The sequence below is a fragment of the Gimesia fumaroli genome, assembly GCF_007754425.1.
GTDB classification, from domain to species: Bacteria; Planctomycetota; Planctomycetia; order Planctomycetales; family Planctomycetaceae; genus Gimesia; species Gimesia fumaroli.
In genome coordinates, this window is the sequence record NZ_CP037452.1 from 157,549 (window position 1) to 173,945 (window position 16,397).

Genomic DNA, 16,397 nt, shown 5'->3' on the forward strand with positions numbered 1-16,397 from the left:
GATATCGCTCTGTCTGAATGAGGAATCAGAATGGTGTTATGAAAACAGAATGGAATCAATATTTCAGTTATCAATTTAAAAAGAGAGCTGCATATATAATACGTGCTGCAGTCGGAATCCGTTCTGATAAAAATTCAATTTGCCCGATTTTCATCCAACTTTTTTGTGCCGGGATACATTTGCTGAGGAATGGCCTGGATGCTGATTCCAGAAATCGAGCACGCTGTGATCCGGCGTCAGGTGCAAAGAGATAATGTTTCCCGCCATTCGAAACGAAGACGAGCCGAACTAAAATTCGATAATCTTGGTTTCGTATTCCTGTTTGAAACCAACCTGGTCAATCTTTAAACCAAAGTTTTCCCCAATCTTCACCGCTTCACCCTGGCAGTAAACCTGATTGTTGATATACATGTCGAGCGGATCTTCACAGGGCTTATCAAATGTAATGAGCGAACCGGGACAGATAGAGAGCAGTTGCTTCATTTCAATTTTTTTCGTAGCCAGTTTCACGATCGCTTGAACGGGCAGCTTGTTGATGCGGTTCAACGGATTAGAATCAGAGTTAGCACCCATAGATGACATGGACTGAGAGGAGTTGTCAGATGAAGGTGACGGCTGAGATGCTGGATCGGGTTCCGGTTCAGCGGACTCTGTAACGGGCGTTTTCGTCAGTGGCCATATTACAGGAATCACAGCACTCGGGCTCTGGCCGTCGCTTTCATCTTCTGCTTGAAACAAGTTAATTCGCAGTAATGCCGCCCAGTCAGCGGGAGCACATTGCGACACTTCGGTTAATAAACTGTCGACATAATAAGTTTTAAATTCATCAACATCACCTAGATCCATCGGGATCAGGTTCATTGACCACTCCAGAGACAAGGTTTGCAATCGTGAGGATTGCGAGTCTCCCGGAGACGTATACCAGTCTGGCAATGGAAGATTTGCCGGAATCAGCCCGACCATCGCTTCCTCACCAATTCGAAACAGAGCAACCAGACCAGGACCCTGAAATGCTTCATCCAACTCTTCGGGAGACCAGACGCCTGACTCTCCCATTTCCAGCCGATATTTGAAATCGAAACACTGGTTGAAAGAATCAGAAAGTGCAGGCATACTTTCACCGGCAAGGGCAAAAATCGCTTCTACATTTTCCTGGCTAAAGCCCGACATTTCGGATTAACAAAGTCCCAAAAAATGATAATGTGTTCATCTCTAGATCAGCTGTCACAGCGTTCTGGAATGAATACTCCTTAGATCATTCAATCGACCACTTGAATTTTAGTTCTTCAATCAAAATCGGCAAACTTCGCTTATTCAGAAAAGATTGCCATTTTGCGACCAGGAACCGGATTCTTTGATCCAACCGCTGATTTCTGACGTTCTGAGGAATATCCCTGCTGCTGAAACAAAATGCAGAATTCAAAACAAGGAGAGAAACATGCAATGTCACGAAGTCGACTATGAAATCTTTGGTTCTGATCTCCAGATAGTGGAAATTGTGCTTGATCCGGGTGAGTCTGTTGTCGCGGAAGCGGGCAGCATGAATTACATGGAAGAAGGGATCGGCTTCGAGGCCCGTATGGGAGATGGTTCCAAGCCCAATGATGGCTTTTTGGGGAAGCTTTTTAAGGCAGGGAAACGGATGCTTTCAGGTGAGTCATTGTTCATGACACACTTTACAAATGAGGGACATCGTGAACAGAGAGTCGCATTTGCTGCCCCTTATCCCGGAAAAATCATCGCCATCGACATGGATAAAATTGGCGGCGAACTGACCTGTCAGAAAGATTCCTTTCTCTGTGCGGCGTTAGGGACGGAAGTCACGATGGCCTTTAATAAGCGACTCGGATCGGGCTTCTTCGGTGGGGAAGGCTTCATCCTGCAGAAACTGCGTGGCGATGGAATGGCATTTGTCCATGCCGGAGGCACCGTCACTAAAAAGAAACTGAACGGGGAAACTTTACGCGTCGATACAGGCTGTATTGTCGCCTTTACAGGCAACATTGATTACGACATCGAACGGGCCGGAAACTTAAAGTCGATGGTGCTGGGGGGAGAAGGTCTGTTCCTGGCAACGTTACGCGGGCATGGAACCGTACTGCTGCAAAGTTTGCCTTTCTCTCGTCTGGCCGATCGTGTTCTGGCTCATGCGCCTTCCGCGGGAGGCTCCTCGGTGGGAGAAGGTTCGGTTCTGGGAGGATTCGGCGATATGTTTGGGGATAGTTAATCTGCTGCCGAGAGAGTGTGCACAGTTGAGTTTCAGGAGTCGATCAATGGTGAAAAGTAAACCAGTCATGCATAAAGCGGGACACCTTTTTTCATTTGTCCTGGGAGTGATTTTTGTCATTGGCGGCTTTCTGGCAACCTATCTGAAGGGGCTGCCGCTCATCGAACAGGGGAAAGCCAGTAAAAACTGGCCGACCACAAAAGGGGTTGTGCTCAAATCGAAAGTTGCTTCCCACCGCAGCAGCAACTCTAACTCTTCAACCTATTCCGCGGAGATTACTTATCGCTATCAGGTGGAAGGGCAAAATTATAAATGCGGTACCGTCTGGTTTGGCAGCGATGTTTCAACATCGAATCGATCTCTGGCACAAGACACGGTCAAGAAATACCCGGTAGACAAGCAAGTGGTCGTGTATTATGACCCGCAAAAACCGGCAGCCGCTGTACTCGAACCCGGCGTATTCAAGACGACCTATTTCTATTATGTCTTTGGTTGGTTATTCATGGGGCCGGGAATTCTAATGACGGGAATTCCCTTATTCCGGTGGCTTGTTCGAGTCGGCAGAGGCACGGATGAGCGTGGAGAAAACGTGGCAGGGAAATTTTGAGCTTGCCTTGACGCGGTAATTTTTGGTAAACAGCAATTCTACCTCTCAGACATCTCTCACTCTCTCCATGGTTATCTCGTCATGTCTTTTTCGTGCGTCACCCTTACGCAGCGACCGATTTTGCTGGCGCTTCTCACTCTGTTGTTGTGCCCTTTTGTTGTCGGTTGCGCGTCGACTCCTTATCAGTATCAGACGAATCTGATTACGCATCCCGATTTGGATTTCGAGGAAGGGGAACCGCAAATCGTACGGGGGAAGCCCAGAAAATTTGTGGATGGCCTTGGCTGGGTGGTCGGAATTCCGGGAAAGATTCTGCTTTGGAATCGCCGCGTTGATAACCATGATATTTCGCCGGAGACCGAAGCTGCGATTGCCGCGTATCTGGAAAAGAACGGCCTCGATCAGGTGAAGGTGCGGATTAATGAATACGATCCCTGGGGCGAGTGGAGACGGCTCCGAAAGAATAAAGCCGTCGGCTGGGGCTGGCGATATACCGCTGGAACCTTAACGGCCCTGCATTACACGTTGTTGCCGGGGCGCATTATCGGCGGCGACAATTACAATCCGTTCACGAATACGATCAGCCTGTATTCAGATCTTCCTGCCGTCGCCTTGCATGAAGGGGGACACGCCAAAGATTTTGGTTCGCGGAAATGGAAAGGCACATATGCCGTCGCAGGTGCACTGCCGGGAGTTTCGCTCTGGCCTGAAGCGATCGCCACCAATGATGCGCTCGGCTATCTGCGTGCCGAAGAAAATTATGAAGACGAACAGGAAGCCTATCGTGTGCTCTATCCCGCTTATGCAACGTACATCGCAGGCGCCGCTTCCCCTTTGCTGCCTTACGGAGACCTGGTGATCAAAGCAGGCGCTGTCATTCCGGGGCATCTCGTGGGACGCTGGAAAGCCTACGAAGTCCAGCAGGAGCAGATTGCCCGCCATTCGCAGACCGGCATTCAGCAGGTCTCTGGGGTCGATCCGTTTGTCAATCTGCCAGAAACAGATGCGACAGATCAAAGTCCAGTACAGCAAACGCACTATCAGGAAATGCAGCCAGCACCCGATCTGTTTGAAAAATGAGAAAACAAGATGGGGAGAGAAAGCTCCGAGCGCCGCTGAAACCAGATCAGGGGCTTATTAATTCGAGGAACTCGGAGGCGTGATGTCCAGAGTTATCACGCGGTCGACCGGTTCATTGCAGAGCGGGTAACTGCTGGTGGAAGCAGAAAGCACATCGGCCAATGTTGTGTCTGCAAAGGCCGTTTCTGTTTCCTTCATCGCATCGTCCAACTTACGGTGCAACGGGCATAGATTGGCACCATGGCCTTTTAAACCCAGCGGGCAGGTTTTGATGCGGCAAATGGGATCGACGGCGTTGACGACTTCCAGTAAATTCAGGTCCGCGGGAGTTTTCACCAGAGAGATACCACCTCCGATGCCGCGCTGTGAATGAACAACGTTTGACTGACGCAAACTCTGGAGCACTTTTGACAGATATGCCTGAGGTACTTTGGTTGCTTTTGCAATTTGTTCTGTTGTGCACGGGTTCGGAGCCTGGTCGGCTAAATGGACAATTGCTCTGAGTGCATATTCAACAGTTTGGGAAAACATAAGAAAGTCCTTGAAAACGATAATTGGACATTGATGTCTATTATTGCGTTTGTTATTCTGCTAATCAAATTAATTCTGAATATTTTATGAAGCTCGAATACGGTAATTATAGTCGCTCAATTGAATTAGGAACCAAAAATGAAACACATTGATGAAGAAAAACTGGAATCAGATCTGCCTTATCGGTTTCAATATCTGGCCGAATTCATCGGCATTGGTGAGGACGACTTAAAGGCAGTTCACGCAGCAGCGGGCGCAGTCGCACCATTAGTGCCTGGGTTAGTTGATGCGGTTTATGACCAACTCTTCCGCTATGATTGCACAAAACGCCATTTTGTGCCACGTCAACACGGTTATGAGGGCGAAATTCCTGAAAGCATTGAAACACTCACGCTTGACCATGAGATGATCCAATTTCGCAAGCAGCATCTCGCGCGGTATCTGGAAACGCTGGTTACAAAACCCTACGACGAAAAAATGGTGCAATACCTGGATCTGGTTGGGAAAATTCATACACCCAAAGCAGGCAGCAAAGATCTGGATGTGCCTCTGGTGCAGATGAATGCGCTGATGGGCTTTGTCTCGAACGCGCTCGTCAGTTCGATCCTCGGGTTGAACCTTGATCGGGAAACCGAAGTCAAAACCTTAGCAGCATTCAACAAATTGCTCTGGCTGCAGAATGATCTGATTACCCGTCACTATCAGGCATCGTAGTGGCAGGCGTCGTAGCGGTTTCTATCAGTTGGGTGACAGCCGAAGATCCACGCAGGCAAGGTTTCCGGCTGAATCCCGACAATAGAGAAGCCCGTTACACAATACGGGAACGGTCCAACATTGGTTATCGAGCACTTTGAGTCGGGAGAGTTCCTGGTACGATTCAGGAGTCGCCTCTGCCGTCACCAGTGTGCCTTCATCCGAGAGAATGATCAGCTTACCATTCGCAATCAACAGTGAGCCACAGCCAAAGCCGGCTTCACGCCATTTGATTTTTCCCGTTTCCTGATCGAGGCAGGTCAGGCGGACAATGCGTCCCAGATTCGAATTGCCGTCCATGCCATAAAAATGTTTCTCAAACAACACGCTGTTGTTGAAATGATTTTTCATGTCACGGTTGGTGTAGCGTGCTTTCAATTTCTGGTTCTCGAAATCGAGTAAGGCACAGCCTTTTCGATAACCGGATGAAATAAAGATCGTCTTGCCGTCAATGATCGGCGTGGTCGAGTTGGTGTCATAGGGAGAAGGCCACTCGAACGTGGTGACTTCCGTGCCGTCATCTTCCCGGGCGATTGACAGACATTCGTTATTCAGCAGCGCCAGATAAACGGTCCCCTCAATCTCGAATGCCGCCGGTGTGCCATAGCCGGGCATGTGAGGCGTTGATTTCCAGATCTCGTTTCCGGTCTTCTTATCGAGGGCGACCAGACGACCCGCTTCGATGAATAATTTGTCGCCCCGAATCAGCGGCGAACAGGTAAAGCCCCATTCGGGGACTTTCATCTGGTAGGCTTTCGTCAGGTCTTTCTGCCAGACGATTTTACCGGTCTTGATTTCCAGACAGATCAATCTGCCGTCACGGCTGTTCGTGTAAAGGAAATCGCCGTCAATCGTGGGGGTCGCACCCGGACCACCCGCATTCAGATGGTTCACTAACTGTGCCGGATAGGATTGCTTCCAGATTTCTGTTCCCGTCTCGGCATCCAGACAATAAACCGTTTCATTGCCCTCTTTGTGACCCATCGTATAGATGCGTCCGTCGGCTGCGGAGATTGAGCTGTAGCCCGTCCCCACATTGCCTCGCCAGAGAACCTGGGGTGGTTTGTCGGTCCAGTCGGTACGCCAGTCTGTTTCGGGAGAGATCCCGTTATAATCGGGGCCCAGCCAGTGAGGCCAGGTATGAGCGGGCTTGGTGAGTCGATCCGGGCTTTGTGCATCCTTAAACGAAACTTCGACAACCCTCGCAGGTGCCTCCTCTTCGCTGGGAGCATTCTGTGCCGCCGGATTCGGCTTGCCCGTCTGAGGCGTTGTTTCGCTACAACCCGCCTGCAGCAGACTTGTCATCAAAAACAGAATTAGAGTGACGAACTTCATTCGATTCTCCTTATGAGTGTCACCCTATTATGCACGCCCTCGGATTATTCGGGAATGTCAATTTTGATTCTGAGGTCGCGCAACTGGTGCGGATCGACTTCAGACGGTGCACCGCTCAGCAGATCGGCGGCTTTCTGCGTCTTGGGGAACGCGACCACGTCGCGGATATTATCGTTTCCACACAGCAGCATTACCAGTCGGTCCAGACCTAAAGCGGCACCCGCGTGAGGAGGAGCACCGTAGCGCAGTGCCTGCAGCAGGAAGCCAAAGCGTTCTTCGGCTTCTTCTGCAGAAATCCCCAGTAGATCGAAGATCTTTTGTTGTACGCTCTGATCGTGTACACGAACGCTGCCGCTGGCTAATTCATAACCATTGATCACCAGGTCGTATGACTGAGCCCGGACTTTGGCAGGATCACTTTCGAGATACTGCATATCTTCTTCCACCGGCTGGCAGAAGGGATGATGTTCGGCATCCCAGCGCTGTTCTTCTTCATTATAAGAGAGCAAGGGGAAGTTGATCACCCAGCAACATTGGAAGTCTTTCGGGTCGTACAATTCCAGTTCTTTGCCCAGGCGATTCCGTAACGCAGACAGCGCGGCTGAAGTCACAGCACACTGATCGGCGACGAAAAACAGCAGGTCGCCTACTTCCGCGCCCATCGCTTCCATGATCTTCTGTTTGTCGTCATCAGAGAAGAACTTGGCAATTGGGGAATGCAGGCCTTCGTCGGTCACTTTGAAGAAGGCCAGTCCTTTGGCACCATACTCGCCGACGAATTCAGTCAGGCCGTCAATGTCTTTGCGGCTGTAGCGATCGGCGGCCCCTTTGGCATTCAGGCCTCGTACGCGACCACCCGACTCCATGGTTTTCTTGAACACGGCGAAGTCACAGTTGGCAGCGATTTCGCCGATGTCGATCAGTTCCAGGCCAAAGCGTAAATCCGGTTTGTCAGAACCGTATTTTTCCATCACCACATCATAGTCATAACGTGGCAGAGGCAGGGTTATCTCTTCGTTACGCAGATCTTTTAGAATCGTGGCGAGTAAGCCGTCAACGAGTGTGAGAATATCTTCCTGATTCACAAACGCCATTTCCAGGTCGATTTGAGTGAATTCCGGCTGGCGATCGGCACGCAGGTCTTCATCACGAAAACAACGGGCTATCTGGTAATAGCGGTCATAGCCGGAGATCATCAGGATCTGTTTATAAATCTGGGGCGATTGTGGCAACGCGTAAAAGCTGCCTTCGTGGACCCGGCTGGGAACCAGATAGTCACGGGCACCTTCTGGAGTACTGCGACCGAGAATGGGAGTTTCCACTTCCAGAAACTGGTTCTGATCAAAATAATCGCGAGTCACTTTGGACAGACGAGATCGAACCTTCAAAGCTTCCTGCAGACGCTCGCTGCGCAAATCGAGAAACCGGTAAGTCAAACGCAGTTCTTCATTCGGCAGTTCTGAAGTGCCCGGCTCGAAAGGGGGTGTCTTACTTTTATTGAGGACTTGCAGTTCATGTGCCCGGACTTCAATTTTTCCCGTCGCCAGTTTTTCATTTTCGCGATCATCACGCAACACAACTTCGCCGGTGACCTGGATCACGTCTTCCGCTCGCAGGCTCCGTGCCAGCTCATGCATCTTGGCATCACGATCCGGGTTGAACACGATCTGCGTGACGCCATAGCGGTCTCGCAGGTCGATGAAAGCCAGACCTCCGTGATCGCGGCCTCGGATCACCCAGCCAGCCAGAGTGACTGTTTGCCCAACATGGTCTGTTCTCAATTCGCCACAGGTATGTGTTCGTAACACCGTAATAAGTCCTTGGTTAGAAAGCATCTTTTCTAATTGATTATTCGTCTCTGCAGATCGTGTGAGGGCGGCGGAGTCATCGCTGGGAAGATTCGAAATCCGTAGCCCGTAACGAGAGAATTGGTCCCTCATCAATCATTTCTTTCCGTAGGGGTCAGACCTGTATTGATCAGCCGGAGTTCGCTGTCAGCGCCTCATTTCACAACAATGGTGCTGATCTTATTGGAGCAGCCTGCTGCTCGCAATGAATAGAACGTCCGGAGCCCTCGCTCGGTAGGTATCTTTTTCGGGAATTACCGATTATTCAGACCGAGGGTGCGTCTCAGATTCAGGTGTGTGACTGCATGTTCACTTATCTGCGGCCGCGGAAGCGTCGAAACAGTCCTCGACGTCTGCGGACAGGAGCACAGTTGCAGTCATCACCGGCAGCGGCTTCTGTAGCGGGAATCGGCTCTATAACCTTGCTCTTTTCTTCATAAGGTGCTGCCGCCACTTTTTTCGCTTTGGTCTGCTGCTTGACCGGTTTTTTTTGCGCGACCTTTTTCTTACTGACGTTCAAAAACTGCTTGTAGGCATCGGCTACTTTCCCCTGCCTGGTATCGCCAGAGTGAATGTAGAGCCCATATTTCAGATTCAGCTTTTCGCCTGGTTTCAGATGTTTCGGGTCAGCAGGCTGTTTCTTGTTTGTATAAGCATGATCGCCAAACGGGCTGATGGTAAACAGACCGTAATTACGCACGTGATACCGCGACTTTTTATAGTTCTGTGGCGAGTCCATCAGAGTCACGCCATAGACTTTGCCATTTAAAGGACCGTAGTAGTCAATCCACTCGGTTGGTTTGCCCCAATTGTCTTTGGTTCCTTTTACGCCTTTGTTATTTTCGACGCTGCCGTTTTCTTTTTCCCGCATGCCGTTGGGCAGACGAATTCCAAACAGACCTTCTTTGGTATCCTCAAATACAACCGGTTTCGCCCCGGCTTTAAATGTGATGTTGTAAGTCATCAACCGGTTGGCATAGATCGAAATGACAGTGTTTTCCGTTACGATCGGCTTATCATCTTCACCCAGCCACTGGTTGGTTACCTTCAGTATGGCAGGGTTCCCTTTTGCTCGAACAATTTTCACACTGCTGTTTTTGATTTTGCCTTTCTCGGCCCAGAAGTCGACTTCATTCACTTCATCGACGGCGACCCAGATCCCTTTGTGGTGCGGGTGGTCTTCGGGATCGACCAGCGATCGAGTGATAATCGTGCCGTCAGCGGCACGCACGGGAGAGAAGAACGGCTTCGGCAAATCGTCGCTGGTGTTGTATGTGGCGAAAGGCTTTCCGTCGATGGAAACATTGATTTTTGATCCCTGTTTCTTCAATTCCACGGTATCGGCGTGGGCTACGGTAGAGAAGCCAACAAACAGGCAGATTATACTGAACACGATTTTCACGGCGAAAATTCCTCGAATACGATCGGTCGTAAATGGTTTGTGAATAACAATCAGTTATTGTGTGCTGAACAGTGCCACTGCGCCAAGTCGCACAGACAATTTCAACCGTTTTTTCTGGAACTGATCCAGAACACAGTTTGCGAACTAGGCTTTTGATCTGTTATTCTAGAGTGCATCACATTTTACCATCGCGTGCCTCAATCTCATATACTTGGTCCAAATAGCCTTGGAGACGCTACAGTAAAACTGGACACAGCCTAAACAGGTTACAGAACGAATTTTTGCCAGACATCAGCACAAAGACAAAACCAGTAACAATGAATAAACGACGACGATTGCGAACCACTTCTTCCCTGAAATCCTATCCCGAGAAGTCTGCTGTTTTTCGGAACCACTCCGCACCAGAGAAAGAACCAGACTGGGAAATTGCTCTTTCCGGTGATCTGGGGGAAAAAGAAACGGATCTGGTTTCGCGGCTCGTTGATCTGCCGCGAGGCAGCCGTGGGACAATCTTCTTCGATTCCCCCGGCGGATCTGTTTACGCAGGGCTCACGCTGGCCAGTCTGATTCGATTGCGAAATTTAAACGTCGCCGGCGTGGCACTGGGCGAGTGCTCTTCCGCCGCCATTCTTCCGTTCGCCGCCTGCAAGCATCGCTTTGTCACCAGCTATACCACGCTGCTGTTCCACCCGGTGCGCTGGCAAAGTGAAGATGACGTCCGTTTCGAAGAAGCCGTCGAATGGGCGCGGCACTTTAAGGTCATGGAAACCGACTTTGATCGCCTGCAGGCCCAACTTTTCGGCGTAGATCAGATTCTGCTCGACAAATGGACGCGACCGGGAAAATTTGTTTCCGGTCAGGAACTGGCCGACGCTGGTCTGGCACAGTTGATCGACCCCTTCTCGCAAGAAGATCAGTGGAAGCTCATCGAGGCAAGATAGCGGGAATTTCCAGAGATAGTTTCCCGTTTTTTAGTAAGAAAAGCATTTTTTCTGAAACAGGGCATGTTCGAAATGCGGTCTTAATTAATGCAGGGCCGTTTTGAAGTGTCTCTTTGACTTCCGTCCTAGTGCAGTTTCTTTTTCAGGAAAGGCTTCTCAATGAACTATTTCACAAAGGCCAGTTTGTCCCTGCTTGCATCTATGGTCATGTTGAATGCTGCAGCATCACTGAAGGCAGACAAACCAAAACCGATTACCGTTCCCAAAATATTGAAGGCCACATACAGTATTGAAAAAAGCCTTCCTCCGAATCTGGTGGTCAATGCCATCGGTGAAGTGAACACCGGCGGGTATACCAACGTCAATCTGGACAGGGTCATCTATAAAACAATACCGAAAGATGGGATTCAGGATTATGTTCTCACCGCCGTTTCTCCCACCGGTCCTGTACCCCAAGTCATCTCGAAAGTGAAAGCATCTCATACCTGGAAGGCTTATCCTGCATGGGTCAAAGGCATTCGCGTGCGTGGCGTGGGGGAAGGGATTGTGTTGATCAAATTTGAACAATCCAAACCGAAACCTCGCCCCGTATATCGCCGATTTACAGGAACCTCCAAAGAGGGGTCTTTTGAGAAGGCACTAGCGGCTGCCATTGCCAAACTAAATCAGGCACTTTCTGAAGGGGGCATTGCGGATGCCTCAGCCTCCTGGAAAGTGGACAGTACATCAGGGCAAGTCGGCGGCATTGCTGGTCTGAATCAAATCAGTGTTTCAATTGTCGCAGAGCGGCAGCCCCCCTGGCCCTGGCCGCGAAAGAAACAGCCCCAAAAACTACGTCAGCAGAAAAAGCCCACAGCCGACAAATAGCGGCGCTTAGCCTTTCGGTGCGATCACGCCGGTTTCGGGGCTCGAAGCAGTTGCGTACAACTTCTTCGGAATCCGGCCGGCGAGATAGGCATCGCGACCGGACTCAATCGCATTTTTCATCGCCCGCGCCATGCGAACCGGGTCTTGGGCCCCGGCAATTCCGGTATTCAGCAGCACGCCGTCACAACCCAGTTCCATCGCGATGGTCACATCGCTGGCGGTGCCTACGCCGGCATCCACGATTACGGGGTAATCGGCATCGTCTTCTTTCAGATATTCCAGGCAGATGCGAATGTTGTTCGGGTTCAGAATGCCCTGACCGCTGCCAATCGGACTGCCCGCCGGCATCACCGAGGTCGCACCGGCTTCTTTCAGTCGTTTCGCGGTGATCGGGTCATCGGTCGAATAGCAGAGTACGGAAAAGCCTTCGTCCACCAGCTGTTTGGTTGCCTCTAATGTCGCCACCGGATCGGGCAGCAACGTTTTGGTGTCGCCCAGCACTTCAATCTTCACCCAGTCAGCGCCTGGATTTTCCAGACCACGTAAAATTTCGCGACCCATTCGCGCCACTCGGACGGCGTCTTCTGCAGAGAAGCAGCCGGCGGTATTGGGGAGAATCGTATATTTATCCAGATCGATGAAATCCAAAATGTTGCGACCATCCGAATCGATCAGACGCTCCCGCCTGACCGCAACCGTAATCACATCGGCCCCGCTGACTTCCAGGCTTTCCTGCATCAGTTCGTACGTCGCGTACTTACCGGTGCCCACAATCAGACGTGAGTTCAGATGATGTGTTCCCAGGATCAGAGACGATTCTGTGCTGCCGATTGTTGCCATAATACTTATCCACCGCCTACCAGCGTTACTATTTCCAGACGATCCCCTGCCTGCAGCATGCAGGCGGCATGTTCTTCGCGTGGAATTAAAATTAAATTTCGTTCAACGGCCAGATATTTTGGCTGTAGCCCCAACTGTGCCAGAAGTTCAGCCACCGTGAACTCTTCGGGAACCTCCTGGGTTTCACCGTTCACTTGAATTTGCACCACTGAGGCTCCTTGGAAATGATTTTCATCTGACGCAGCAAACCGCCACAAAAACAGATCAAAGTAGAAACATTTGACCGCGGGCTTTATGATTGTCTGCCAACAGCGAGTTTAGAAGTGAGACTCCCGATCGTCAAGGAATGGCCGGGATGCCAGAAACACAATTTCAAACGGCTTTTACCGCGTGCTGTCTGAACAAAAGATATCAACGGTCTGGTTCGGACGCCCGATCTTAGAATTCACCGTTTCTTTACAAGTCGTTAATATGCTTCTATATAACACAATACAAAACAGACTTTTGACACAGTCACCAAGATTCCATTTCGAGGACCAGAATCGATGTCATGCCTCCGTTTCCCTCAGTTCCTTTCTTTTTTTGCAGGTTTAGCCATCGTGTCCGCGACCTCCTCGCTTCCGGCTGTCGAAATCATTGGTCATCGCGGTGCCTCGTATGATGCTCCCGAAAACACATTAGCGTCTGTGAATCTGGCCTGGAAACGAAATGCAGACGCGGTCGAGATCGATATTTATCTCAGCAAAGATGGCAAGATTGTCGCTTATCATGACAAAACCACCAAACGGATTGGCGGCCGCGATCAGGCCGTGAAAGATCAGACGTTTGCCGAGTTGCAGACGTTGGACGTTGGTGCGTGGAAGAACGCCAGATATAAACAGGAACGCATTCCGACATTGTCTGAGATTCTCAAAACGATTCCTGCTGGCAAACGTCTGTTTATTGAAATCAAATGCGGTCCGGAAGTTCTACCCCAACTGAAACAGGATCTGGCGGCTTCCGGAAAAACGGCCGCCCAGACGGCCATCATCGGTTTTGATTATGAAACCATGCAGCAGGCCAAACAGTTAATGCCCGAGCTGGAAGTGATCTGGGTCTTTAAAGTCAAACAGGATAAGGTCACAGGTAAATGGGCACACAACGCGGCCTACTATATTCAAAAAGCCAAAGCGGCTAACCTGGATGGTTTGGATCTCGGCTATAATCAATTCGTCACCAAAGCGTTTGTCAAACAGGCCAATGCCGCCGGTTTGCCCGTTTATGTCTGGACTGTGAATAAGGTGGCCGACGCGAGAAAACTGACGGAAATGGGAGTGACCGGTATCACCACCGATCGGCCCGGCTTATTGAATTCTGCCTTAAAACAGGAGAAATAGCCCGGTTTCCGGCGTTCCGCAATCAGTCTTGTATTGATTTGGAGGCACATTTGTCTGAAAATAGAGAGAAGTCGCCTTATGCCGACGGACTTTTATTGAGAGGGACAAGCCTATGCTTTCACGTTTGATTTCGATTGTCGGATGCGCGCTGCTGGCCGCATCAGCCTTGCAGTGCGCCAGTGCTGTTGCCGCAGAGCCCGCAAAACTTCCACAGCAAGTGGTCGACTATATTCTCGACCTCGAAAGTGAAGACTATCAAAAGCGTGAAAAAGCTACCAAGGCCTTGCCTGAATATGGGGAACAGGTGATTGAACCGCTGCTGAAAGTCACACGCGGAGACAGTCTCGAAGCCTCCGTCCGCGCGATCCTGGTCATCGAGCAGGTTTATGTCAAAGGCAAAGAAGAGTCGGTCGCAAAAGCGGAGGAGGCCCTTGAGTCGCTCACGATTTCTCCGAATCCCTCTGTTGCGCTCCGAGCCGAAGAAGCCATTGATCGACATGCCGACATTCGAGAAAAACGGGCGATTCGGGAAATCAGAAAAAATGGAGGGACCGTCAAACTGTGGACGGCAGAAGAAGTCACCAAGTATCCACAAAATGATAACATTGCCCCGGGGCGAGTTCGCTATGTTGCGCTCGGCGCACGCTGGAGTGGTGCTGAACTGGGCCTGCGATTTATTAAACGCATTCGAAAGTTTGACACTTTCTATCTGATCAAAGGGCATCCGCTGAGCGAGCTGGCGTTAGACGATCTTCGTAAAGCCATTCCCTCCACCCGTTTCCAGACCAGAGACAGTGATGCGATGCTCGGCATTTCCGGCGATGGCAATCTTACGGGGGGCTGTCTTGTGGGGGATGTCGCTGAAGGACTGGCCGCACAAAAAGCAGGCATTCAGTCGCGCGATCTTATCGTCAAATTTGATGGTCAGGTTGTAGAACATTTTCAGGGACTCGTCGATCTGATTGGCAAAAAATCAGCCGGCGATACGGTCGATGTCGATCTCAAACGCAATGGGAAGCTGATGACATTGAAGGTCACACTCAGCAGCTGGCTCGATAAATAAACGGGCTGTCTCAATCGTGTAACTTTCGCAGCAGATCGAGTGCCGTCTGTCGAATTTGTGTTTCGGCATCAAGCTCCAGATAACTGCTGCGGGCTGGCCAGGTTTCATAGCCACCGAGTGCATGTTGCTGCGGAGTCGGCAGATAACCGCTGGATCCGTTGGCCAGCTCCATCGAGAAGGTTGCCGCAAACGGGCTGTCTGCTTTGATTGCCAGACCGGTTTCCGTAAACACTTCGCAAGGCAGACCCACGATGCCCAGATCGCCAATACGGATGGCCTGAATTTTGATCTTCTCTGTCGCCGGGTATTTGCTGAGTTCGACTGCTTCGGTCGCATAAATTTTTGACCAGCGATGAATGGTTTTCTGATTGGGATTCTGAAGGATATTGCGAGCCCATGCCAGACGTTTCTCATCTGGGCGGCGGATACCCAGTTCGATTTCCTGCTCCACCATCGCTACCGGCAAATCATTTTTGTGCTGTAACGTTTCGATCACGGTGAGTGTCTGCACGGCAAACTGTTTTCCCGATTCCTCAATCCACTCAAACGCAGCGTACTTGCGTTTGTCCTGTTTCATCACCGCACCGACATTGCCGCTTGTGCCATTCGAAAGCATACCGACAAACGGAGGATGCGAACTTTGCTTCGCCAGTTTTTTCGACAGGTGTTTTGCATAGGCACCAAAGTAGTCGGCACTGATCTGCCCTTTGCGATAACCGCCGCAATAGTGAACGCTCATATTGCCTAAAATCGCCAGCGGTGTGCCGTCGGCATGCTGCACGGAAAGGATCGAACACTGCGGATCAATGGGCGCTGCCGGCTGAATGATCTGTTTGCTGCGTCCCGCGACCGACTTGATCTGCTCACCCGCCACGCCAAACGGATTGAGCGACACGCTCCCTTTCTCCGCCAGGAATCGTCGACAGGCGGCATACTTGCCCGCATCAAAGGAACCCCAGGCCACCTGCGCCGGTGCGAGGTTTTTCTGGGCTGTGATGATGGCTTGTGCCATGTTTTGGATCAGCCCGTCATAGTAGACGTCATCCTGCTTGCTCGCACGACCATAGGGCACACGTGGTGCGGCGTGCGTGTGAGTACTCGTCATCAGAATGCGATCGACGGGCAGTCCCGTCTGCTTGAACACGATTGCCTTCGCGCGTTCAAAATAACTGCGTTCTACCATACACAGATCATTCACGCAGATTGCGATCTTTGTCTTGCCGTCATCGAGCACCAGCGCCCGGGAAAAAATTCGATCATGAATTCCCGTCACCGGCCCATTTTTGGAAATCACGCCATCCAGTGAAACTCCCACCGGCGGCGTAATATCCACCACAGCAGCACCCGCCCGCAGACCAGGCTCCGCAGCTTCGATCTCAATGATAGAAAAGTGTTGGATCAGACAACAGACAGGCAGGAGCAACAGGCAGACAATTCGTGATGGCATGGGAGTCCTCTTTGGCAAAACGTCGGCGGGAGAAACAACGCAACCTCCAGCATAACCCATCCATCAGCGGGATTTCCAGAC

At 50.8% G+C, this 16,397-nt stretch carries 16 protein-coding genes; 8 read left to right on the forward strand and 8 right to left on the reverse strand.

The features are described 5' to 3' along the window. Positions 1–288 precede the first annotated feature (288 nt). Positions 289–1,170, reverse strand: coding sequence for a FliM/FliN family flagellar motor switch protein (locus tag Enr17x_RS00625; protein WP_145305325.1), 882 nt, complete (start codon positions 1,168–1,170; stop codon positions 289–291). Between the two features lie 268 nt (positions 1,171–1,438). Between Enr17x_RS00625 and Enr17x_RS00630 the strand changes: the two genes are divergently transcribed. The 3 genes from Enr17x_RS00630 to Enr17x_RS00640 all read left to right on the forward strand — a co-directional run bounded on the left by Enr17x_RS00630 (position 1,439) and on the right by Enr17x_RS00640 (position 3,914). Beyond that, the gene (locus tag Enr17x_RS00630) at positions 1,439–2,227 is read left to right on the forward strand and encodes a TIGR00266 family protein (protein WP_145305326.1); all 789 of its coding nucleotides are present in this window, start codon (positions 1,439–1,441) and stop codon (positions 2,225–2,227) included. A 46-nt stretch (positions 2,228–2,273) separates the two neighbouring features. Next, positions 2,274–2,834: a DUF3592 domain-containing protein gene (locus tag Enr17x_RS00635; protein ID WP_198000885.1), complete on the forward strand. Its 561-nt coding sequence runs from the start codon at positions 2,274–2,276 to the stop codon at positions 2,832–2,834. Positions 2,835–2,915: 81 nt separating this feature from the next. Continuing rightward, positions 2,916–3,914 carry a hypothetical protein gene (locus Enr17x_RS00640; RefSeq protein WP_145305328.1) on the forward strand — a complete coding sequence of 333 codons (999 nt, stop codon included), beginning with the start codon at positions 2,916–2,918 and terminating at the stop codon, positions 3,912–3,914. Between the two features lie 57 nt (positions 3,915–3,971). On the opposite strand, the gene Enr17x_RS00645 is transcribed toward Enr17x_RS00640, so the two are convergent. Next, entirely contained in the window at positions 3,972–4,445 is a 474-nt protein-coding gene (locus Enr17x_RS00645) for an RrF2 family transcriptional regulator (protein ID WP_145305329.1), read from the reverse strand. 138 nt (positions 4,446–4,583) lie between these two features. Here Enr17x_RS00645 and Enr17x_RS00650 point away from each other — a divergent pair, with 138 nt between their 5' ends. Continuing rightward, positions 4,584–5,159, forward strand: coding sequence for a protoglobin family protein (locus Enr17x_RS00650; RefSeq protein WP_145305330.1), 576 nt, complete (start codon positions 4,584–4,586; stop codon positions 5,157–5,159). A 24-nt stretch (positions 5,160–5,183) separates the two neighbouring features. Here the strand turns inward: Enr17x_RS00650 and Enr17x_RS00655 are convergent, their stop codons facing one another. From Enr17x_RS00655 to Enr17x_RS00665, 3 genes are all read right to left on the reverse strand, one after another. Further along, on the reverse strand, positions 5,184–6,533 hold the full coding sequence (locus Enr17x_RS00655; RefSeq protein WP_232100906.1) for an outer membrane protein assembly factor BamB family protein: 1,350 nt from the start codon (positions 6,531–6,533) through the stop codon (positions 5,184–5,186). Positions 6,534–6,577: 44 nt separating this feature from the next. Next, entirely contained in the window at positions 6,578–8,341 is a 1,764-nt protein-coding gene (gene aspS, locus Enr17x_RS00660; protein WP_145305331.1) for an aspartate--tRNA ligase, read from the reverse strand. Between the two features lie 352 nt (positions 8,342–8,693). Then, positions 8,694–9,782: a DUF6807 domain-containing protein gene (locus Enr17x_RS00665; protein WP_198000886.1), complete on the reverse strand. Its 1,089-nt coding sequence runs from the start codon at positions 9,780–9,782 to the stop codon at positions 8,694–8,696. A gap of 317 nt (positions 9,783–10,099) precedes the next feature. Between Enr17x_RS00665 and Enr17x_RS00670 the strand changes: the two genes are divergently transcribed. After that, positions 10,100–10,723, forward strand: a complete 624-nt coding sequence (locus Enr17x_RS00670) for a ClpP family protease (RefSeq protein ID WP_145305333.1) — start codon at positions 10,100–10,102, stop codon at positions 10,721–10,723. A 159-nt stretch (positions 10,724–10,882) separates the two neighbouring features. Next, a complete protein-coding gene (locus tag Enr17x_RS00675; protein ID WP_145305334.1) occupies positions 10,883–11,590 on the forward strand; it encodes a hypothetical protein in 708 nt (235 codons plus the stop codon). A 6-nt stretch (positions 11,591–11,596) separates the two neighbouring features. On the opposite strand, the gene Enr17x_RS00680 is transcribed toward Enr17x_RS00675, so the two are convergent. After that, on the reverse strand, positions 11,597–12,430 hold the full coding sequence (locus tag Enr17x_RS00680; protein ID WP_145305335.1) for a thiazole synthase: 834 nt from the start codon (positions 12,428–12,430) through the stop codon (positions 11,597–11,599). Positions 12,431–12,435: 5 nt separating this feature from the next. Continuing rightward, the gene (gene thiS, locus Enr17x_RS00685) at positions 12,436–12,636 is read right to left on the reverse strand and encodes a sulfur carrier protein ThiS (protein ID WP_145305336.1); all 201 of its coding nucleotides are present in this window, start codon (positions 12,634–12,636) and stop codon (positions 12,436–12,438) included. Positions 12,637–13,029: 393 nt separating this feature from the next. Between thiS and Enr17x_RS00690 the strand changes: the two genes are divergently transcribed. Beyond that, a complete protein-coding gene (locus Enr17x_RS00690) occupies positions 13,030–13,806 on the forward strand; it encodes a glycerophosphodiester phosphodiesterase (protein ID WP_198000887.1) in 777 nt (258 codons plus the stop codon). Positions 13,807–13,918: 112 nt separating this feature from the next. Further along, positions 13,919–14,869, forward strand: coding sequence for a PDZ domain-containing protein (locus Enr17x_RS00695; RefSeq protein ID WP_145305338.1), 951 nt, complete (start codon positions 13,919–13,921; stop codon positions 14,867–14,869). 10 nt (positions 14,870–14,879) lie between these two features. On the opposite strand, the gene Enr17x_RS00700 is transcribed toward Enr17x_RS00695, so the two are convergent. Then, complete coding sequence (locus tag Enr17x_RS00700) at positions 14,880–16,316, reverse strand: neutral/alkaline non-lysosomal ceramidase N-terminal domain-containing protein (protein ID WP_198000888.1); 1,437 nt, start codon at positions 16,314–16,316, stop codon at positions 14,880–14,882. Between the last annotated feature and the right edge of the window lie 81 nt (positions 16,317–16,397).

Excerpts from the sequence above, each read along its gene's own strand:
- Enr17x_RS00625 (WP_145305325.1), bottom strand. The coding sequence starts at position 1,170 with ATGTCGGGCTTTAGCCAGGAAAATGTAGAAGCGATTTTTGCCCTTGCC.
- Enr17x_RS00630 (WP_145305326.1), top strand. The coding sequence starts at position 1,439 with ATGCAATGTCACGAAGTCGACTATGAAATCTTTGGTTCTGATCTCCAG.
- Enr17x_RS00635 (WP_198000885.1), top strand. The coding sequence starts at position 2,274 with ATGGTGAAAAGTAAACCAGTCATGCATAAAGCGGGACACCTTTTTTCA.
- Enr17x_RS00640 (WP_145305328.1), top strand. The coding sequence starts at position 2,916 with ATGTCTTTTTCGTGCGTCACCCTTACGCAGCGACCGATTTTGCTGGCG.
- Enr17x_RS00645 (WP_145305329.1), bottom strand. The coding sequence starts at position 4,445 with ATGTTTTCCCAAACTGTTGAATATGCACTCAGAGCAATTGTCCATTTA.
- Enr17x_RS00650 (WP_145305330.1), top strand. The coding sequence starts at position 4,584 with ATGAAACACATTGATGAAGAAAAACTGGAATCAGATCTGCCTTATCGG.
- Enr17x_RS00655 (WP_232100906.1), bottom strand. The coding sequence starts at position 6,533 with ATGAAGTTCGTCACTCTAATTCTGTTTTTGATGACAAGTCTGCTGCAG.
- Enr17x_RS00670 (WP_145305333.1), top strand. The coding sequence starts at position 10,100 with ATGAATAAACGACGACGATTGCGAACCACTTCTTCCCTGAAATCCTAT.
- Enr17x_RS00675 (WP_145305334.1), top strand. The coding sequence starts at position 10,883 with ATGAACTATTTCACAAAGGCCAGTTTGTCCCTGCTTGCATCTATGGTC.
- Enr17x_RS00680 (WP_145305335.1), bottom strand. The coding sequence starts at position 12,430 with ATGGCAACAATCGGCAGCACAGAATCGTCTCTGATCCTGGGAACACAT.
- Enr17x_RS00695 (WP_145305338.1), top strand. The coding sequence starts at position 13,919 with ATGCTTTCACGTTTGATTTCGATTGTCGGATGCGCGCTGCTGGCCGCA.
- Enr17x_RS00700 (WP_198000888.1), bottom strand. The coding sequence starts at position 16,316 with ATGCCATCACGAATTGTCTGCCTGTTGCTCCTGCCTGTCTGTTGTCTG.